At 32.4% G+C, this 21412-nt stretch carries 19 protein-coding genes; 8 read left to right on the top strand and 11 right to left on the bottom strand.

Annotated elements, in window-relative coordinates; translation table 11 throughout:
• Nucleotides 1-18: 18 nt before the first annotated feature.
• The 11 genes from MWH25_RS03680 to rnpA form a co-directional block, all read right to left on the bottom strand.
• Nucleotides 19-981, bottom strand: coding sequence for a M23 family metallopeptidase (locus MWH25_RS03680; protein ID WP_248625945.1), 963 nt, complete (start codon nucleotides 979-981; stop codon nucleotides 19-21).
• Between the two features lie 180 nt (nucleotides 982-1161).
• Nucleotides 1162-1833 (bottom strand): DUF554 domain-containing protein, encoded by a 672-nt coding sequence (locus MWH25_RS03675; protein ID WP_248625941.1) that lies wholly within the window; start codon nucleotides 1831-1833, stop codon nucleotides 1162-1164.
• A 36-nt stretch (nucleotides 1834-1869) separates the two neighbouring features.
• Nucleotides 1870-3012, bottom strand: coding sequence for an aminotransferase class V-fold PLP-dependent enzyme (locus MWH25_RS03670; RefSeq protein ID WP_248625934.1), 1143 nt, complete (start codon nucleotides 3010-3012; stop codon nucleotides 1870-1872).
• A 114-nt stretch (nucleotides 3013-3126) separates the two neighbouring features.
• Nucleotides 3127-3843 (bottom strand): 16S rRNA (guanine(527)-N(7))-methyltransferase RsmG, encoded by a 717-nt coding sequence (gene rsmG / locus MWH25_RS03665; RefSeq protein WP_248625932.1) that lies wholly within the window; start codon nucleotides 3841-3843, stop codon nucleotides 3127-3129.
• Between the two features lie 3 nt (nucleotides 3844-3846).
• A complete protein-coding gene (mnmG, locus tag MWH25_RS03660; protein WP_248625930.1) occupies nucleotides 3847-5724 on the bottom strand; it encodes a tRNA uridine-5-carboxymethylaminomethyl(34) synthesis enzyme MnmG in 1878 nt (625 codons plus the stop codon).
• Nucleotides 5717-7594 carry a tRNA uridine-5-carboxymethylaminomethyl(34) synthesis enzyme MnmG gene (mnmG, locus tag MWH25_RS03655; RefSeq protein ID WP_248625928.1) on the bottom strand — a complete coding sequence of 626 codons (1878 nt, stop codon included), beginning with the start codon at nucleotides 7592-7594 and terminating at the stop codon, nucleotides 5717-5719. The genes mnmG (MWH25_RS03660) and mnmG (MWH25_RS03655) overlap by 8 nt, the downstream gene beginning before the upstream one ends.
• Nucleotides 7595-7606: 12 nt before the next feature.
• Nucleotides 7607-8992: a tRNA uridine-5-carboxymethylaminomethyl(34) synthesis GTPase MnmE gene (gene mnmE / locus MWH25_RS03650; protein ID WP_248625922.1), complete on the bottom strand. Its 1386-nt coding sequence runs from the start codon at nucleotides 8990-8992 to the stop codon at nucleotides 7607-7609.
• Between the two features lie 92 nt (nucleotides 8993-9084).
• The gene (gene jag / locus MWH25_RS03645) at nucleotides 9085-9711 is read right to left on the bottom strand and encodes an RNA-binding cell elongation regulator Jag/EloR (protein ID WP_248625920.1); all 627 of its coding nucleotides are present in this window, start codon (nucleotides 9709-9711) and stop codon (nucleotides 9085-9087) included.
• Nucleotide 9712: 1 nt separating this feature from the next.
• On the bottom strand, nucleotides 9713-10366 hold the full coding sequence (locus MWH25_RS03640; protein WP_248625918.1) for a YidC/Oxa1 family membrane protein insertase: 654 nt from the start codon (nucleotides 10364-10366) through the stop codon (nucleotides 9713-9715).
• A 20-nt stretch (nucleotides 10367-10386) separates the two neighbouring features.
• Nucleotides 10387-10611, bottom strand: coding sequence for a membrane protein insertion efficiency factor YidD (gene yidD, locus MWH25_RS03635; protein WP_248625914.1), 225 nt, complete (start codon nucleotides 10609-10611; stop codon nucleotides 10387-10389).
• Between the two features lie 4 nt (nucleotides 10612-10615).
• Nucleotides 10616-10954, bottom strand: a complete 339-nt coding sequence (gene rnpA / locus MWH25_RS03630) for a ribonuclease P protein component (RefSeq protein WP_248625908.1) — start codon at nucleotides 10952-10954, stop codon at nucleotides 10616-10618.
• 418 nt (nucleotides 10955-11372) lie between these two features.
• On the opposite strand from rnpA, the gene dnaA reads away from it, so the two are divergent.
• From dnaA to gyrA, 8 genes are all read left to right on the top strand, one after another.
• Entirely contained in the window at nucleotides 11373-12698 is a 1326-nt protein-coding gene (dnaA, locus tag MWH25_RS03625; RefSeq protein ID WP_248626052.1) for a chromosomal replication initiator protein DnaA, read from the top strand.
• Between the two features lie 341 nt (nucleotides 12699-13039).
• On the top strand, nucleotides 13040-14146 hold the full coding sequence (dnaN, locus tag MWH25_RS03620) for a DNA polymerase III subunit beta (protein ID WP_248625905.1): 1107 nt from the start codon (nucleotides 13040-13042) through the stop codon (nucleotides 14144-14146).
• A 26-nt stretch (nucleotides 14147-14172) separates the two neighbouring features.
• Nucleotides 14173-14382, top strand: a complete 210-nt coding sequence (locus MWH25_RS03615; RefSeq protein ID WP_248625903.1) for an RNA-binding S4 domain-containing protein — start codon at nucleotides 14173-14175, stop codon at nucleotides 14380-14382.
• 21 nt (nucleotides 14383-14403) lie between these two features.
• On the top strand, nucleotides 14404-15513 hold the full coding sequence (recF, locus tag MWH25_RS03610; RefSeq protein WP_248625898.1) for a DNA replication/repair protein RecF: 1110 nt from the start codon (nucleotides 14404-14406) through the stop codon (nucleotides 15511-15513).
• 2 nt (nucleotides 15514-15515) lie between these two features.
• Nucleotides 15516-16385, top strand: coding sequence for a DciA family protein (locus MWH25_RS03605; RefSeq protein ID WP_248625893.1), 870 nt, complete (start codon nucleotides 15516-15518; stop codon nucleotides 16383-16385).
• Nucleotides 16386-16401: 16 nt separating this feature from the next.
• Nucleotides 16402-16656 carry an extracellular matrix regulator RemB gene (gene remB, locus MWH25_RS03600; protein WP_248625891.1) on the top strand — a complete coding sequence of 85 codons (255 nt, stop codon included), beginning with the start codon at nucleotides 16402-16404 and terminating at the stop codon, nucleotides 16654-16656.
• A 38-nt stretch (nucleotides 16657-16694) separates the two neighbouring features.
• On the top strand, nucleotides 16695-18602 hold the full coding sequence (gene gyrB, locus MWH25_RS03595; protein WP_248625889.1) for a DNA topoisomerase (ATP-hydrolyzing) subunit B: 1908 nt from the start codon (nucleotides 16695-16697) through the stop codon (nucleotides 18600-18602).
• 11 nt (nucleotides 18603-18613) lie between these two features.
• Nucleotides 18614-21028: a DNA gyrase subunit A gene (gene gyrA / locus MWH25_RS03590; RefSeq protein ID WP_248625887.1), complete on the top strand. Its 2415-nt coding sequence runs from the start codon at nucleotides 18614-18616 to the stop codon at nucleotides 21026-21028.
• Nucleotides 21029-21412 lie beyond the last annotated feature (384 nt).

Raw genomic sequence — 21412 nt, 5'->3', positions numbered from 1 at the left:
ATCCCATGAAATATCAATCTATCTTATGTAATCAATCGGATCAATTGGTTCATCATTAAAATGAACTTCATAATGAAGGTGAGGACCCGTACTTATACCAGAACTACCAGATAAAGCTATTGTTTCTCCTCGCTCTACCTTATCGCCTACTCTGACTAATAATCGATTATTATGAGCATATAAAGTTTGATAACCAAAGCCATGGTCTATAACCACAACCCGACCATATCCCCCTTTATTTCCTGCCTCAACTACTGTTCCCTCTCCAGTAGCAATCACTTTATGATTATACCAAACTGCTATATCAATTCCATTATGAAAGCTCTTCCGCTCTAAAACTGGATGGAAGCGTTCCCCAAAGGTAGAGGTTATTCTTCCTTCTTTATTTTTAATTGGCCACCCCTCTGGTCTTGCGGCTAAATAATCACTATACTCTTCAATATCCCTCTCTAAGTAATTTAATTCTTCCTGCTTTTGTGGTAAAGATGTTTGTAACCTTCTAATAGTAGATTCTGTATGTTGAACTAATTCTTTACTAGAATCATTAAATTGACTATAATCAACCGTTTGAATTGCATAATCATTAGAATCATTAAATTCAAATTCTTTACTGCTAAACTCTTCCTGAGAATCTATTAATTCTTTAATCTTCTCATTCTCCCGTTTAATATTATTAAATTTCACCTCAATCTGTTCTGTCTGCTGTGAAATCTCGGCCAACTTATCATGTAAGTACTGATTTTTTTCAACTAATTCTACATTTTCTTCCCTATAATGAATCAGTTGCTCAATTCGCTGTAAGGAAAAATCATACTGCCGATTATAATAATACAACGCCCCCACTAAACCCAATAAGCCAACTAGCATTAAAGTTGAAATAAATTTAATCAATTTTTTTGAGATTCGTAAAGTAAGTATATCCTTTTGTGTATGAGGAACAATTTTAATTGTTACCTTTTCTTTTTGCTTATAATATGACATATTACTGCCCCTCCAGTTTTGATAATCTAACATCTAGTACACATATTCTACATAAAGAACTATTTTCCTTTTTTTTTTAAGATAGGAAATTAAAATTTAAATTACTAATTATAAAATAATTACTTGTTAACTGCTAATATTTCATTATAAATATAATTATTAAAAATTTATGTAATTAAACTAAAATAAATATACCAAAAATATAACTACAGCAATGGCTGGTAATAAATTACCTACTTTAATCTCGGTTATTTCTAATAAATTTAATCCAATAGCAAAAATCAACAACCCACCAACAGCTGTCATTTCAGTAATTACAGCTGAAGTCAAAATTACTGTAACTTGAGCAGCTAATAAAGTAATTATTCCTTGATACACAAAAACAGGTATAGCTGATAAGACAACTCCTATCCCTAGTGTTGAAGCAAAAGCAACTGCAGAAAAACCATCCAGTAGTGATTTAGCGTATAAAATAGAAGGGTCTTGTTGTAACCCATCTTGAATAGCACCCATAATAGCCATTGCCCCTACACAATAAATCAAACTACATTGAACAAAGCCTTCAGCTATTTGTCCTTGATTACTTAATAACGATTCAAACCACCTTGCTAATTGCTTTAGTTTCTTCTCAATATTAATTCCTTCTCCAATCAGTCCGCCTAACAGTAAAGCAAAAATAATATAAACTGGACTTTCAGTTCCTAAAGCCATTTTAAACCCAAGCAATAAAACTGCCAAACTTAACCCTTGCATTGCAATCTTTTTAAATCGTTCTGCCAACCTATTTCCTAATAAGATTCCCAAACTTCCTCCAATTACAATTGCTACTGTGTTAACTATTGTCCCTCTCATGTTAGTCTCCTTTAGTATTTATTACTAAATCTTCAGTTAAATTTCACCAGCTATTTCATTAATAGCAGTAATAAATTCCTCTATTTCCTCTTTAGTATTAAAACAACTAGGACTTACTCTTATAATCCCTTGTTCTAAAGTTCCTAGAGATTTATGAACCAAAGGTGCACAATGCAGCCCAGTTCTAACCGCAATATTAAAAGCCTTGTCTAAAACATAACCAATTTCTCCTGAATTTTCAAACCCAAGATTGAATGCTACTAACGGAACCTGTTGCTTTAAATCTGCTGCACCATATAGGGTTACCTCTGGTATCTGCTTTAGTTGATCTTGTAAATACATTACAAGATCATTGTCATGCTCTTTAATCTTATCCACCCCTTCTGCTAACACAAACTCTATCCCTGCTTTTAAACCCACAATCCCAACTGTATTTGGTGTTCCACTCTCATAAAGATCAGGTCTTAACTTAGGTTGATTAAGATCTTCTGAATAACTACCAGTCCCCCCTTGAATTAATGGTTCTAATTCAATTCCTTCCTTAAGATATAATCCTCCCGTTCCCTGCGGGCCAAACAAGCCTTTATGTCCAGTAAAAGCTAACATATCAATTCCTAACTTTTGTACATCGATCTGATAGACACCTGCTGTTTGAGCAGCATCAACCAATAACTTAACCTCAGAATCTGCCACTAATTGACCGACTTCCTTAATCGGTAATAAAGTTCCTGTCACATTAGAAGCATGAGCCATTACTACTAATTTAGTATTTTTTCGAATAGCATTCTTTATCTTCTCAGCTTGAATTTGTCCCTGCCGATCAGCCTCTATGATCGATACTTCTACCCCTCGCTTTTCTAGCTCTTTAACTGGTCGTAAGATAGAATTATGGGCCAAACTAGTAGTAATTAGATGCTCGCCTGGCTTTAAATATCCTTTGATTGCTAAATTCAACGCTTCAGTGGCATTAGCAGTAAAAATAATCTCCTGTATACTGGCAGCATTAAATAATCTAGCAACCAGTTTTCTGGTAGTAAAAATTATCTTTCCCGCTTGATTAGCCATCTGATGTCCAGCCCGTCCAGGGTTGGCCCCATAATTTCTCATAAAATTATCCATTGCTTGATAAACTTGTTCTGGTTTAGGCCATGTAGTAGCTGCATTATCTAGATATATCATCTTGCTCCCCCTTTTAATTAGTTTGCCAAATTCTATAAACTGTTCCCGTTTGATATCCAAAAAAATCCCTTCCTCCCGGGAGGAAGGGATTTTTTACTCCACTTTCTAATTTAACTATAATGGACTTTTTTTAGGTTTCCCTGCTCGGCGGGGATATTGGACAGGGGTCTGAGCCATTTTATCGATCACAACTAAATGGCGTTCTGCCTCACTATAAGGCAAATTGACCTTTCTTAGATCAAAAATTGCACCTCCTAAGCTTTGCACTGCTTGTTGGCTTTCTATTACCTCTTGTTCAGCTTCAGAACCTTTTTGAGCAATCAATCTACCATTTATTCTAGCAAAAGGTAGGGTATATTCAACTAAAATATTTAAAGAAGCTACTGCTCTAGCTACTACATAGTCATATTGCTCTCGATAATTTTGATCTTGCCCATAATCCTCTGCCCTACCATGGATAAATTCTATTCCTTCTAAGTTTAATTTATAGCATAATTGTTTTAAAAAATTAGTTCGTTTTCTTAATGAATCAAGTAAGGTTAATTTAAGTTGGGGATAAATTATCTTAAGAGGTACTCCAGGAAATCCAGCTCCCGTCCCCACATCAATTACTTTCTCTCTTCCAGTCAGATCCAACTCTACTAGGCAAGTTAATGAATCTAAAAAATGCTTGACAATAATTTCTCGAGCAGTATCTAAAGCAGTTAAATTCATCTTTTGATTCCACTCTTGTAATATTTCTAGATAATCTATAAATTTATCTATCTGCTCCTCAGTCAACTCAACTCCTAACTGTTGAGCACCAGTTACTAATAGTTCTTTCTCTTCCATCAATTACTCCTCCTCATTCCTACTGATCTGCTCCAAATAAACGGTCAACACCGATATATCTGCTGGAGAAACTCCAGAGATACGAGCAGCCTGTCCGATAGATACCGGTCTAATCTGACCTAGTTTCTCTCTAGCTTCAATTCTTAGACCTTCTATCTGCTGATAATCTATCCCTTCAGGGATCTTTTTATCTTCTAACTCTCTCTGTTTTTCAATCTGTTTTAATTGCTTTTTAATATAACCTTCATATTTCAATTGAATTTCAACTTCTTCTTGGACATCATAGGATAGATCCGGTCGGTTCGAATCAAGTGGAGCCAACAATTCATAATCAAGCTCTGGTCTCTTAATTAACCTCCCTAGATTATCCTTATTCTTCAACTTAGTACTACCTAAATCCTCTAACTGCTTTTGAATCTCTTCTTCAGGATAAATAGTAGTCTCTTTTAAGCGAGTCATTTCCTCTTCAATCGCTTCCTTTTTAGTTTCAAATTTCTCAAATCTTTCCTCAGCAATCAATCCCAACTGATAACCTAGAGGAGTTAACCTTAAATCTGCATTATCTTGTCTTAAAACCAACCTATACTCAGCTCGAGAAGTCAGCATTCGATATGGTTCTTCAGTTCCTTTAGTAACTAAATCATCGATTAAAACTCCAATATAGGCATCAGAGCGTTTCAAAATAAATGGATCCTCTTCCTTTAATGCTAGAACAGCATTGATTCCAGCTAACAAACCTTGAGCTGCTGCTTCCTCATAACCACTTGTTCCATTAATTTGGCCCGCTGTATATAAATTTTTGACCCGTTTAGTCTCTAATGATGGTTTTAACCTGGTAGGATCAATAGAGTCGTATTCGATTGCATACGCAGGTCTAATAATCTCTGCTTCTGCAAATCCATCTAATGTCCGTAACATTTCAACCTGAACATCTACCGGTAAACAAGTAGAAAAACCGGATAAGTACATTTCATAAATATATTCTCCCTCAGGCTCAACAAAAACCTTATGGCGATCCTTATCAGGAAATCTATCGACCTTAGTCTCAATTGAAGGACAATAACGAGCCCCTTCCCCTTCAATCTGACCGCAATGCATTGGAGAACGCTCTAGATTATCCATAATTACTTGATGAGTCTGCTGATTAGTATAGACCATCCAACAATCACGACGTTCCAGTTGATTATCAATCTGTTGATTAGTAAAAGAAAAAGCTATCGGTCGATCAATGCTAGGTTGTTTTTCTAATTGACTAAAATCTATAGTTCGCTTATCGACTCTAGGAGGCGTACCTGTCTTAAATCGTCTTAACTCAAAACCTAATTCTTTTAAATAATCAGATAATACATTAGAGGGAAATTGATTATGCGGACCAGAGTTAAATCTTCTCTCTCCAATAATTATCTCACCTTTCAAGAAGGTTCCCGTCGTTAAAATAACCTTCTTCCCTTTAAATTCAACCCCACTTTTAATCCTAACTCCTGTTACAATATCCTGCTCAACAATTAACTCCTCTACCATCCCTTGCCGTAAATCAAGATTTTCTTCCCGCTCTAATGTCTCTTTCATCTTCAGATGATAGATCTTCTTATCAGCTTGAGCCCGTAAAGCATGAACTGCTGGCCCTTTACCTGTATTCAACATCCTTAACTGAATACAAGTCTTATCAATATTTTTAGCCATTTCTCCTCCTAAAGCATCTATCTCCCGTACAATATGGCTCTTAGCTGGCCCGCCAATAGCAGGATTACAAGGCATCAAAGCAATATTATCTAAATCAATAGTCAATACCAAACTCTTAAATCCCATTCGAGCAGCAGCTAAACCTGCCTCACAACCAGCATGTCCTGCTCCTACCACAATCACATCATAATCAGTCATCTTGCCTTCCTCCTCTTTGTAGCTCTTCCAAATGAATCATCAAGACTGAAATATCAGCTGGTGAAACTCCAGAAATTCGAGAAGCCTGTCCTACAGATACTGGTCTAATCCGCTCTAACTTCTCTCTAGCTTCTTTCCGTAAATTATCTAAGCTTTGATAATCAATCTCTTCAGGAATCCTTTTATCTTCCCTCTGTTTAAACTTCTCAACCTGACTCAATTGGCGATCAATATAACCCCGATATTTAGTCCTAATCTCCAATTGTTCTGCTATCTCTGGAGTAACCTCTGGCACTTCAGAAGTAAATTTATCTAAATTTTGATAATCTATCTTTGGTCTTTCTAAGATAGTAGCTAAGCTGACAGGTTTCTTTAAACCTCCACTACCCAATTCCTTGAGTGCTTCTAATACCTTTTTAGTTGGGGTAATTTGAATATCATTTAATTTCTCTAAATTTTTAGCAATAGCTTTACGTTTATCTTCAACCTGCTGATATTGCTGCTCACTGATCAATCCTAAACGATGACCAATTGAACTCAATCTCAAATCAGCATTGTCCTGTCTTAAAATCAATCTATATTCTGCTCGAGAGGTCAACATTCGATATGGTTCATTAGTTCCTTTAGTAACTAAATCATCAATCAAGACTCCAATATAAGCATCCGAGCGCTTTAAAATTAATGGTTCTTTACCTTTTAAAGCCAAAACAGCATTGATTCCAGCCATTAACCCTTGAGCTGCTGCCTCTTCATAACCACTTGTTCCATTGATTTGACCTGCTGTATATAGATCTTGAACTACCTTATTCTCCATTGTTGGTTGCAACTGATATGGTGGAATATAATCATACTCAACTGCATAACCAGGTCGCATAATCTCGGCTTCTTCTAAACCAGGTACACTTCTGATAATATCAACCTGAAATGCTTCAGGCATACTCGTTGTTAGGCCATTAAGGTAAAGTTCATTAGTATGTAATCCTTCAGGTTCAACAAATACCTGATGGCTATTTTTATCAGGAAATCTCATTATTTTACGATCGATTGAGGGACAATACCTTGGCCCTTCCCCTTCAACAATTCCAGTTGTCAACGGTGAATGTTCAATATTATCTTCAACTACCTGCTTAGTCTTATGATTAGTATAAGTCAACCAACAGGGAACATCTTCTCTTTCTTGACGAGGTTGAAAAAAAGAAAACTGAATTTTTTCTTTCGAACTAGGATGAATTGTCATCTTAGAAAAATCTACAGATTCCTTATCAATTCTAGGAGGAGTTGCTGTTTGAAATCTCTCTAATTTAATTCCTGCCTCCGTTAAACTTTCTGCCAAATCAGTCGCTGCAAATTCCCCTTGTCTACCGCCAGTATATTTAATATCTCCAATAATTACTTTGCCATTAAGTGAAGTTCCTGTCGTCAGGATAACTTTAAAGGCTTGATAATCCATTCCAGTTATCGTCTTAACTCCTGTTACTTGTTGATTATCTACTATCAAATCAGTTACTACAGTCTGTTTCAGATCTAAATTATTCTGTTTCTGTAGGACTTTAGTCATCTCAAACTGATACTTATGCTTATCAGCTTGAGCCCGTAAAGCATGAACTGCTGGTCCTTTAGAGGTGTTTAATAACCTAATATTAATATAAGCCTTATCAATATTTTTAGCCATTTCTCCTCCCAAAGCATCTATCTCTCGCACAATATGCCCTTTAGCTGGACCACCTATTGATGGGTTACAGGGCATTAAAGCAATATGATCAGCATTTAAAGTTAATAATAAAGTTTTACAACCCATTCGTGCACTAGCTAAAGCTGCTTCACAACCAGCATGTCCTGCTCCAATAACTATAATATCATAATTCTTCATCTTTCCCCCTCCTTATTTCCCTAAGCAAAAATCAGCAAAAATTTGATCGATAATATCTTCACCAATTGTATCCCCCGTAACCTCTCCAACTGCCTCTAGAGCTGCCCGTAAATCAATCGTAATAAAGTCATTCGGCAATCTTCTTTCAAAAGTTTGTTGAACATCTAATAGCCTCTGGCGAGCTCTATCCAAAGCATTTTTATGCCTCATATTCGTAATTAAAGTCTGATTACTAGCTCTAATATCACCACTGAATACTAAATCTGAAATTACATCCTCTAACTTATCAATTCCTTGATTCTCTATAGCAGAGGTCTTAACAACAGGAGCTTGAGGTAAAAGTTGATCTATAACTTCTAAATCTAAATTATTATCTAAATCAAACTTATTAGCAACAACAACTGTCTGTTTACTCTTAATCAATCTCATTAATTCACGATCTTCTGCACTAATTCCTTGATTTATATCTAGTACTAATAATACAAGATCTGCTCGTTTTAAAAACTTTTCACTCTTTTCTACTCCAATCTTTTCTACTTTATCCTCTGTCTTTCTAATTCCAGCCGTATCAATTATCTTTAATGGAATTCCATCAATATTAATTACTTCCTCAATCACATCCCTTGTCGTTCCTGGCACCTCGGTTACAATCGCTCTGTTTTCCCGTAATAATGCATTTAGTAGGCTTGATTTTCCAACATTTGGTCTCCCGACAATAGCAACTTCCAATCCTTCTCTTAAAATTTTACCCCGTTGGCTTGTTTCCAATAACTCACTTGTCTTCTTAAGTGCTCCATCAATTCTATCACCTAACTGTTCGGGATTAAAATCTTCAATCTCGTCTTCTGGAAAATCAATAGTTGCCTCTAAATGGGCCAATAAAGAAACTATATCCTCCTTAATCTGATTAACCTTGTTAGATAAACCACCTTCTAGCTGATCAATAGCCACCTCTAACCCTATTTCAGTTTGAGAACGAATTAAATCTATAATTGCTTCTGCTTGAGCCAAGTCTATTCTCCCATTTAAGAAAGCACGTTTTGTAAATTCACCAGGATCAGCTAGTCGTACTCCCATATGTAAGACTACATCTAATATCTTCTGTAATACTATTGGCCCACCATGACAATCAATCTCTACAATATCTTCAGTGGTATAAGTTTTAGGTGCTTTCATCACTAAAGTAATCACTTCATCAACAACCTGTTGGTTACGCGGATCAATAACCTGACCATAATGGGCAGTATAACTATCTACCTCAATTAGACTCTTCTCCTTCTTATTTTTGAAGATCTCTTCTGCTATCTCAATAGCCTCTGGTCCGCTAATTCTAACAATCCCAATTCCACCTTCACCTACTGCAGTAGAAATAGCAGCAATTGTATCAGTTACATACATCCATATCACCTCTAATTAATAGATTACCCTAAATCAATATTTTTAATTAACAATTAAACAAGCCCAGTATTCTAGAATACTGGGCTTAAATCTTAGTCAGCTACAATAACTACCTTGCGATAAGGTTCTTCTCCCTCACTATAAGTAGAAATACCAGATTTATTTTGCAAAGCTCTATGAATAACCTTTCTTTCATGAGCAGGCATTGGATCCAACATCACTCTTCTTCTTTTCTTTTTAGCTTTCTTTGCCATACGAAAAGCTAATTTTTCTAACGTTTTCTCCCGTCGTTCTCGATAACCTTCAGCATCTACAATTATTCGTACATATTCACTATTACCTTTATTAACTGCTAAATTAGTTAAATACTGCAATGAGTTTAAAGTTTTCCCTCTATATCCGATAATAATCCCTAATTCATCGCCAGTTATATCTAAAGTTATTCTTTTATTAGTTGAATCTTTATCAATAACTTTAATTGTCAAATCTAACTCCATCTGCTCAATAATTTCCTCTAAAAAATTCTTAGCTAACTCAGTTTTATTTAACCTTTTAATTACCTCTAGTTTAGCATCTTTCTTCCCAAATAAACCTAAAAAGCCTGATTTAGCCTCTTCTAATACTTCATAATCTACATCTTTTTTACCTACTCCTAATTTTTCTACTCCTTTAGTAAGGGCCTTTTGAATCGTCTCCCCTGTTACAATGACCCTCTCCATTTTAAGTTGATTCCTCCTTTAAATCAGCAGGTTCCTTATATAAAAAGTATTGCTGAACTGCCATGATCAAATTAGAAGTAAACCAATACACTAAAACACCAGCCGGTAATCTAAATCCAATTAAAATAATAAATAGTGGCATAAATAATGCCATCTTATTATTTCCTTCTTTACCTGATAGTTTTTGAGTCATTAAACTTTGTCCTAACATTACTAAACCAGTTAAGATAACTAAAGGTAGATAAGGTCCACTTAAATCAGGAATTAATAAGAAAGATTCCCCTACTAATTCTTCCCAATCCTGCAACGCCCTAAATAGAGCAACTAAAATTGGCATTTGAACAAGTAATGGTAAACAGCCTGCCGCAGGATTTACTTTATGTTTTTGATATAACTTCATTGTCTCCTCTTGATATTTTTCCTTGTCGTCACCATACTTCTCCTTTAATTCTTCCATCAAAGGTTGTAACTCTTGCATTTTTTTCATAGAACGTGTTTGTTTGGATACTAATGGAAATAAAAGCAACCTAATACTTAGAGTTAATAAAATAATCGCTGAACCATAACTCCCAGTAAAACCATATAACTGGGTCAATAAATTTTTCATGAATTCTCCTAACCATCCAAATACCCCTACTGAAAATAAATTTATCAAAATAAACCCTCCCAAGTAATTTAATCTACTGGATCATATCCTCCAGAATTAAATGGATGACATTTAAAAATTCTACCAACTGCCTTAATTCCTCCTTTTAAAACCCCATATTTTATAAGTGCTCTAACTGTATATTCAGAACAAGTAGGGTGAAAACGACAACTCCTCCTTAGCTTCAAGGGAGAAATAAAGGATTGATAAAATCTAATCAAATTGATTAATACCTTACTAATTAGTTTACTCATCAGATCAACCTTTCAATATTTTAGCTTTCCTAAATAAATGATTCAATCTATTTTCAATCTGTTGATAAGATGCGTTCACAATTGGCTTTCGTGCAATCAAAACAAGATCAATTCCTGAAACCAATTTACTATTATTATGTCTATAAACTTCTCTTAAAACCCTTTTCACTCTATTCCTAACAACAGCATTACCAACCTTCTTAGTAACTGAATATCCTACTCTTCTATTCGAATCTCCAGTAAATAATACATATAGAACAAGTAATCGATTAGCAACAGACTTTCCTTTTTTATAAACTTTCCTAAATTCATATGTCTTTTTCAACTTTCCATCTTTGACCATTAAAAGTTCCTCCCTAAAACTAGAGCAGCTAAATTGACAATATTTTATAATCTAACTAAGACACTATACTAAATTATAGATTATCTAGTCAGGACATGTCAAGACTAATTAAATTATTTTAATAAATTATCCACAAAACTTGTTGATAAGTTGTTAATAATTTGTTATTATTAATTTGTATCTAGAGTTTAATTTCTCTAGAATTTAATGTCCTAAAATTTAATAATTTGACTACTTAAATTTATAAAATTAGTTGTTCACCCAAGTCAAGTACTTATTGTGGATAACTAATTCTTTTTTTAGCTTTATTTTTAGATAACAAATAAACCATCCACAAAATGTCAACATTTTGTGGATAACTTTTCTAGGAGGTTGTACTGTGCTTGAAAAAACTCCAAAAAAATTATGGAACAAGACAATGAGTAAAATTGAAACTAAGCTAAGTAAACCAAGCTTTGAAACATGGTTTAAATCAACTAAAATAGTCACAATTCAAGGCAACTCACTCGTTATTGAAGTTCCAAATGAGTTTGCTAAAGATTGGCTAGAAACAAGATATTCTAATCTAATCAAAGAAACAATTTCAGAAATAACCAATGATTCTTATAATATTAAATTCACTATCCCGCAACTAAAAGAAACTGAGGAAATAATTTTGGAAGATGACTCAAAAACATTGGAAGAAAAAAGCAAACAAAAAGATAATCCTTCCGTCTTAAATTCTAAATATACCTTTGATACTTTTGTTATTGGTAATAGCAACCGCTTTGCTCATGCAGCTTCTCTGGCAGTAGCAGAAGCTCCAGCTAAAGCTTATAATCCTCTTTTTATTTATGGGGATGTCGGTCTAGGAAAAACTCATTTAATGCATGCAATTGGAAATTACACTTTACACCATAATTCTAATATGAAAGTCATGTACTTAACTTCGGAAAAATTTACTAATAAACTAATTAATTCCATTAGATATGACAAAACTATAGAATTCAGGGATCAATATCGAAATATTGATATCCTATTGATTGATGATATTCAGTTTTTAGCTGGTAAAGAAAGAACTCAAGAGGAATTTTTTCATACTTTTAATGCTTTGCATGATGCTAATAAGCAAATTATTATCTCCAGTGATCGCCCCCCTAAAGAAATACCTACTTTAGAAGAAAGATTGAGATCAAGATTTGAATGGGGACTTATTACTGACATCCAAAAACCAGATCTAGAAACTAAAATAGCTATTTTGAAGAAAAAAGCAACTTTGGAAGACCTTGATATTCCAAATAATGTACTAGTTTATATTGCTAATAAAATAAAATCAAATATTCGCGAGTTAGAAGGAGCTTTAATTAGAGTAGTTGCTTATTCATCATTAATTAATGCAAATATTACAATCAATCTGGCTCAAGAAGCACTTAAAGATATCGTAAGTGATTCTTCAGTTACTAGAAAACCTAAAGAAATTACAACTAATCTAATTAAGAAAGTCGTTGCACAACATTATGGAATTGGAATCGAAGATATGAAATCTAAAAAAAGAACAAGAGCAATTGCTTTTCCACGTCAAATAGCAATGTATATTTCAAGAAAATTAACCGATCTTTCTCTACCTCAAATTGGTAATAGGTTTGGAGGGAGAGATCACAGCACAGTATTACATGCGTATAATAAAATTAAAACTAAAATAAAAGAAGAACCAAACTTTGAAAGTACTATAAATAAATTAACAAATCAAATAAAAAAACCTTAAATAGATCAACAAAACAACTCAACAACCTGTGGATAACCCTGTGGATAACTTGTGGATATCCTGTGGATATCCTTCTTTTTTTGTGGATAATCAAACAGAAAGTATCAAGTTGTGGATATGTGGATAACTATCCACAACTTGTCCACAACTTGTCCACAGGCACAATTACTATTGTATCAAGGGCTGAGCCAACTTATCAACATTATCCACAGCCCCTACTACTACTACTACTATCTTTTAAAATAAAAAAATAATAATAGTGTTTTATGTAAGTAACTACATAAACCTAAAATAGATAAAAATTAATTAATTGTGATATAATGAATAAGGAGGTTTCAAAAATGAGAATTAAACTTCAACAGAAAGAATTTTATCAAGGAATTCAAACAGTACGAAAAGCAGTCTCATCAAAAACAACTTTACCTATTTTATCAGGAATATTACTAAAAACAGAAAAAGGTAAATTAAAACTTGTTGGTACCGATTTAGAAATAGGAATAGAGTGTTATGTTGATACTGGAATTATCCAAGATGGTTCTATTGTTTTACCTGCACAACATTTTGCTAATATTATTAGAGAACTACCTAATCAAGAAATAATTTTATCAGCTGAAACATCTAATAACACTGCTCAAATTAAATGTGGAAACTCTCAATTTAATATCCATGGTTCACCAGCAGATGAATTTCCATTATTACCTGAAATTGATTCAGGAACAATATTTACAGTTGAACAACAAAAATTAAAAAAAATAATTGAGCAAATTAAATTTGCAACTTCTAAAGATGAAAATAAACCATTTTTATCTGGAGGTTTGTTATTACTTGAAAACAAAGATATAAAGTTAATTGCTACGGATACTTATCGTCTTGCTTACAAAGAAGATGTTACTGATAATAAAAAAAGTGACTTGACTAAAGCAATAATTCCTAATACCACTCTACAAGAATTAACAAAACTATTAGATAACAAAGAAGAAAGGGTTGAGGTTATTCTTACTGATAATCAAATTTTATTTAAATTTTCTGGAATTTCAGTTGTATCAAGATTGATAGAAGGACAATTCCCAAATTACAAACAAGTCATTCCAGATGCTTCAGAAACAGAAGTATCAGTTGATACAAAAGAGTTATTACAAGCTACTAAACGAGCAGCTTTATTAGCTAAAGAAGATTCTGATATCATTAAAATTAATTTCAATGAAGATAAATTGATTATCACTTCTAATGCTCCTGAAATTGGTCAAGCATATGAGGAAGTTCCTATTTCTTTATTGGGTCAAGAAACTGAAATTGCCTTTAATGCTAAATATGTTTTAGATGCTCTAAAAGTGATTTCTGATGAAGAAGTTAATATTAAATTGTCAGGACCATTAGCTCCAGGCGTTATCGAAACTAGTTCAGAACAAAAATATATTTATGTAATTATGCCAGTAAGAAGTGCTTAATCAACTTATAAAAGGAGGGTGATTTCATGAAAAAAATCAAGTTGAAGACTGAAACTATTAATCTAGATCAATTTTTAAAATGGACCAACATAGTTAGTACAGGAGGAGAAGCAAAATTGATCATTCAAGCAGGAAAAGTAATGGTAAACCAAGAAGTAGAAAAGAAGAGAAGTAGAGTCTTAACAGAAGGTGATGTAATTCAATACAATGACCATAAATATCAAATAACTACTTAGTTAGGGAGTGGGTAGGCTACATTGTTTTTATCCCAGCTTTATTTAAAAAATTTTAGAAATTATAAGCACCAGCACTTAAAATTCAATCAAAATTTAAATTTAATTGTTGGTGCTAATGCTCAAGGGAAAACTAATATTTTAGAAGCTATATATCTATTGGGAACTGGAAATTCCCATCGGACTAATTTAGATTCTGAATTGGTTAACTGGAATAAAGATAATTTTTATATAAAGGGAGAATTAATAAAAAAGAGTCAAAATTACCAACTAGAAGTTAACTATCAAGGAAGAAACAAAATAATTAAAATTAATTCTAATAAATTACAGCGAATAAGTGACCTAGTTGGTTATCTGAATATAGTTATTTTTTCTCCAGAAGATTTAAGCTTAGTTAAAGGCAGTCCTAGTCGAAGAAGAAAATTTATTAACTTAGAGGTTTCTCAAATCAGCTCTTATTACAAACACTTATTAACAGAATATGGAAAAATTTTAAAACAAAGAAATAATCTACTAAAAGAAATCAGAGATAATAATATTCCTCAACATATGTTACAAGTCTGGGAGCAACAATTAATTGATACAGGAAGTAAAATTATAAAGAGAAGGTTAGAAGCACTTGATAAGTTAAGTATTTTAGCTAAATTAATGCAACGAAAGATCACTGATGGCAAAGAAACACTTTTGTTAAAGTATGATACTAAATTAGAAATTAATACTGAAAGCTCAATTCAAGAGATCAAAGAGCAATTCAAATATCTATTAAACAAAAAAAGAGAACGGGAAATTGAACATGGAGTTACAAAAGTTGGTCCGCATAGGGATGATATTTCCTTAATTGTAAATAATATAGATATAAGAAAGTTCGGCTCTCAAGGACAACAAAGAACGACTGCTTTAGCCATTAAGTTAGCTGAATTAGAATTTATGAAAGCAGAAATAGGAGAATATCCAATACTTTTACTAGATGATGTGTTTTCAGAATTAGATGAGGGACGACGTTTTAAATTGTTAAAAGTAATTCAAAATAAGATTCAGACTTTCATTACAACTACTCATTTAAAACAGGTACAAGAATTTAATGGAAAACATAAATTTTTTAAAATCAAGAAAGGATCCGTGATTGAGGGATAACAATGCCTAAATCTATCAAAGAAATTTTAGATAATACTTTAAACCAATTAGGAATTGAAAATAAAATTAAGGAGAAACAGGTATTAGATCTTTGGGAGAAGATTAACAAAAAAGAAATTAATCTTCATACACAAGCAAAATATATTAATAACGGGATTTTATTTATAACAGTAGATGATCCTACGTGGGCTCATCAGTTGTTATTTATGAAAAAAAAGTTAACAACCAAAATAAATGATAAATTGGACTTAAACCTAGTTAAAGATATCAGGTTTAAAGTGGGTAGTATCTCTAAGAGTAAAAGAAAATTACAAATTAAAGGACAAAACAAGGAGCAAGAGATTAAATTAAATTCGCAAGAACAAAAAGATATAGAAGAAATAACACAAAAAATTTCAGATCCTAAATTAAAAGATAACTTGTACAAGTTAATAAAAACATTTAAAGAAAAGAATAAATGGAAGAAAACAAATAGTTGGAAAGTTTGTCCTGATTGCTCAGTTTTGATTTCACCAAATAATAATAAGTGTCCAATTTGTGAATTAAAGAATAATAAAGAACTTAGTTTAGAGATTGAAAATTTATTGTCTAGTAGTCCTTGGGTTAAACATGAAGATATTGTCGAAATTTATCCTAACTTAACAAAAAAAGAATTTGAATCAATAAAAAATAGTTTACTTAAAAAATTAAAAACTAAAATAGATCAATTAATAATAAAGGCTTTAGAAAAGAAAGTAGAATCTAAACAAGTAAAAGTACTAATCCAAAATTATGTAATGTTAAAGACAGAAATAAAACCAACCAATTTAACTAATAGATTAATTAAAGAAATAATTGGAACAAATTACATGAAGATTTATCAACAATTATAAGGAGGAAAATTAATCTATGTTGCATCTAGGAAAGGGAAATACTATCTCTCTTAAAGATGTTGTTTTGATAGCTGACTTAGAAGCCACGACTTATTCAAAGGAAACAGAAAATTTTTTAAAAATAGCTGAAGAAGAGGGGTTTATAATTGATTACTCTGGAGGGGATCCGAAATCTTTTGTTGTTACAGATGAAACAGTTTATTACTCAATGATTTCATCAAATACATTAGCTAAAAGAGTAAACGTTAAAGATAACCTAAACTGTGATTAATTAATCACAGTTTAATAAGTTTAAACGGGGGTTTTATAATGGAAAGAGAATTGAATTATAATGCAGAACAGATTCAAGTGTTAGAGGGACTAGAAGCTGTTCGTAAACGACCAGGTATGTATATAGGAAGTACTGGAGAAAAGGGATTGCATCATTTAGTTTATGAAGTTGTTGATAATAGTATAGATGAAGCATTAGCTGGTTACTGTGATCAAATTGAAGTTCAGATTAAAGACGATAATGTGATTACAATAATCGATAATGGACGTGGTATTCCAGTTTCAGCACATTCAAAAATGAAAAAGCCAGCTGTTGAAGTTGTAATGACTGTATTGCATGCTGGAGGTAAATTTGATGGGAAAAGTTATAAAGTTTCCGGTGGTTTACATGGTGTTGGAGTATCTGTAGTTAATGCTTTATCAGAATGGTTAGAAGTAGAAGTTTGGAGAAATAATGAAGTTTATTATCAGCGATATCAAAGAGGAATTCCAGAAGAAGAATTAAAAGTAATAGATAAAACTGATAAGACTGGAACTAAGATTACATTTAAAGCTGATGAAGAAATTTTTGAGAACATTAAATATAAATATAAAATCCTAGCTCAAAGGTTAAAAGAGTTAGCGTATTTAAATAAAGGTATTGAAATTAAAATAGTTGATACTAGAAAAAAAGAAGTGATCGAGCAAAACTTTAAATATGAAGGTGGAATTATTTCATTTGTAAAAGAAATAAATAAACATGAGACTACCTTACATGAAGAGGTTGTTTTTTTTGAAGAGGAAGTAAACGATGCTCAAATTGAAGTTGCAATTCAATATAATACTAATTATGTAGATAAAATATTTACATTTGCTAATAATATCAATACTCATGAAGGGGGTACTCATCTCAGCGGATTTAAAAGTGCCTTAACAAGAACGGTTAATGACTATGCTCGAAAGAGTAACTTTCTTAAGAAAAATGATAATAATCTTTTAGGAGATGATATTAGAGAAGGAATTGTAGCTATAATAAACATAAAATTAGTTGAGCCTCAATTTGAAGGTCAAACTAAAACTAAACTAGCCAATAGAGAAATAAGAGGGGTTGTAGATTCAATTGTATCCCACAAATTAAGTACTTTTCTAGAGGAAAACCCTAAAGTTGGAAAAAAAATCGTAGAGAAATCACTTACTGCTGCTAGGGCTAGGAAAGCTGCTAAGAAAGCAAGGGATTTAACAAAGCGGAAGAGTGCCCTAACAAGTACTTCCCTACCAGGAAAATTAGCTGATTGTTCGTCTCGTGATCCAGAAAAAAGTGAAATATATATAGTTGAGGGGGATTCTGCAGGAGGTTCTGCTAAACAGGGAAGAGATAGAAAATTCCAAGCTATTTTACCACTAAAAGGTAAGATTTTGAATGTTGAAAAGGCTCGACTGAATAAAATTCTAAATAATAAAGAAATAAGAGCTTTAATTACTGCTTTAGGTGCTGGTATAGCAGATGAATTTGAGATTAATAACCTCAGATATGAAAAAATTATTATTATGACTGATGCTGATGTAGATGGAGCCCATATTAGAACTTTATTATTAACCTTCTTTTATCGTTATATGAAACCTTTAATTGAAAGAGGACATATTTATATTGCTCAACCTCCTCTTTATAAAGTGACTAAAGGAAGAAAAAAGAAATATGTTTATAATGATAGACAACTACAAAATTTACTAAATGAAATTGGTTCAAATAGAGTTTCTTTACAGAGATATAAAGGGTTAGGTGAAATGAACCCAGAACAATTGTGGGACACTACAATGAATCCTGGAAATAGAACACTATTAAAGGTAAAAATAAATGATGCTATTATGGCAGACAAAATATTTACGAAATTAATGGGAGATAAAGTTAAACCCCGTCGTGAATTTATCCAAAGTCACGCCAAAGAAGCTCAGAATTTAGATGTTTAGGAGGATATTTTATGGAAGAATTAAATGATAGTGTAAAGATAGTAGGTATTGAAGATGAAATGCAGGAAGCTTATATTGATTATGCAATGAGTGTTATAGTAGGTCGTGCCTTACCAGATGTACGAGATGGTTTAAAGCCAGTTCATAGAAGAATTTTGTATGCTATGAATGAATTAGGAATGAAACCAACTCAGTCACATAAAAAATCAGCTAGAATTGTAGGAGAAGTTTTAGGTAAATATCATCCTCATGGAGATACTGCTGTATATGATACTATGGTTAGAATGGCACAAGATTTTTCTTATCGTTACCAGTTAGTTGATGGGCATGGAAACTTTGGTTCGATTGATGGTGACTCAGCTGCAGCAATGAGGTATACAGAAGCAAGAATGACCAGTATAACTACAGAATTACTATTAGATATTAATAAAGAAACTGTAGATTTTAGTGAAAATTTTGATGGTACCTTACAAGAACCAGAAGTTCTGCCAGCAAGAGTTCCTAATTTATTAATTAATGGTTCTTCTGGTATTGCGGTAGGCATGAGTACAAATATTCCACCTCATAATATTAAAGAAGTTATTGATGGGGTTATAGAATTAATAAATAATCCAGAATTAGAAATTACTGAATTAATGAAAATAATAAAAGGTCCTGACTTCCCTACAGGTGGGAATATAATGGGACGCAAAGCTATAAAAAAATACTTTGAAACTGGAAGAGGTAAGATTAAACTTAGAGCTGAAACAAAAATTAAAGAATTAAACAATGAAAAAAATCAAATAATAATTACTGAATTACCATATCAAGTTAATAAAGCAAAACTAATCAAGAAGATTGCTAGGTTAGTAAGAGAAGATAAAATTGAAGGAATTGCTGACTTGCGAGATGAATCTGATAGAGAAGGAATGAGGGTAGTTATTGAATTAAAACAGGGAGCTAATCCACGAATCCTGTTAAATAAACTTTATAAACATACTAGACTACAAACAACTTTTGGTATTATTATGTTGGCCCTAGTTGATAAGCAACCAGAAATCTTAGGGATCAAAGATGTGTTAAAATATTATGTGAATCATCAAAAAGATGTAATTACTAGAAGAACAAGATACGATTTAAATAAAGCAACGGTGAGAGCTCATATTTTAGAAGGGTTTAAAATAGCTTTAGATAATATTGAAAGAGCAATTAAGATTATTCGTTCTTCTAAAAATTCTTCACTTGCTCAAAAGAAATTAAAAGAAGAATTTGAATTATCGAAAAAGCAAGCTAAGGCGATTTTAAATATGAGATTACACCGGCTAACGAATTTAGAAAGGGATAAAATCGAAGTCGAATATAAAGAGTTGCAGCAAAAAATTGAGTATTTAGAGTCAATTTTAGCTAGTGAAGACAAGTTATTGAGTGTTATTAAAGAAGAATTAATAGAATTAAAAGATAAGTATTCTGATGGAAGAAGAACAAAGATTATTGATAAAGATATTGATTTAGATTTAGAGGATTTAATTGAAGAACAAGAAATAATAATCACTTTGACAGAAGAAGGATATATCAAAAGAATGCCATTAGATACATATCGTAATCAACATCGTGGTGGAAAAGGAATCATAGGTATCAAAACTAAGGAAAATGATACAGTTCAAAATATTTATACTAGCTCAACTCATGATTATATCTTGTTCTTTACTAATAGAGGACGAGTTTACCGTTTAAAAGGTTATCAACTTCCTGAAACAGGAAGACAAGCTCGAGGAACAGCAATTATAAATTTATTAGAACTTGATGCAAATGAAAAAATTACAACTGTAATGCCAATTTCTGAATTTGGAACTGATCAATATTTAGTGATGGCTACTAAGCAAGGCATTATAAAGAAAACTAAACTCGAGGAATATAATACCAATTATACAGGTTTAATTGCTTTAAATTTATTAAAAAATGATAAATTGATTGATGTTAAATTGATTAATGATAGGCAAGAGATTATACTAGCTACTAAACAAGGACTAGCTATTCGCTTTTCTGAGCAAGATGTAAGAAGTATTGGTCGAACAGCTAGAGGGGTTAAAGGCATTAGTTTAGAAGAAGGTGACCAAGTAATTGGTATGGAGATTGTAAAAGGAAATAAGGAACTATTAGTGATTACTGAAAAAGGATATGGCAAGAGAACACCATTAGAGCGGTATAGAACTCAAAGTAGAGGTGGCAAAGGGTTAATTACTTTAAATAGAACTGATAACAACGGTTGTTTAGTTGAGATTAAAGTAGTAGATGGAGATGAAGAAATTATTATTATTAGTGAAGAAGGTATCTTGTTAAGAACTTCAGTTTCTGAAATTTCCTGTACCGGTCGAAATACGCAAGGGGTTAGAGTTATGAAACTAAATGAAGATGATAAAGTTGCTTCAATTGGATATGTTGATTAGAAAGCAGGGGACTTAATCCCCTTTACTTTGTTCCTTTTGATTTTTTTGGTTTATGATGTATACGAGCTCGTATACATCATAAACCAAATTTTTTATTAACAACTTTGAAGTAGATTGATATACTGTTCGATGTTGCTGTAAAAAAAGATTTTAAAAAGTTCTTGACAATTGAGAACAAGTTTGATATTCTGTTAACTGTCGCTTGAGAAAGTGACAGGAATTAAACAAGCTATTCGGTCTTTGAAAACTAAACAATGCAATGTTTCAACTAAGCAAGAAGAGCTAGTCAAACTCATAATTTTGTAAACAGTGTACACATTGTTTACATTATATAAACTTTAATTGAGAGTTTGATCCTGGCTCAGGACGAACGCTGGCGGCGTG

This window comes from Natroniella acetigena (assembly GCF_023227745.1).
Classification (GTDB): Bacteria; Bacillota; Halanaerobiia; order Halobacteroidales; family Halobacteroidaceae; genus Natroniella; species Natroniella acetigena.
This window is presented reverse-complemented; position numbering and strand designations above follow the sequence as displayed.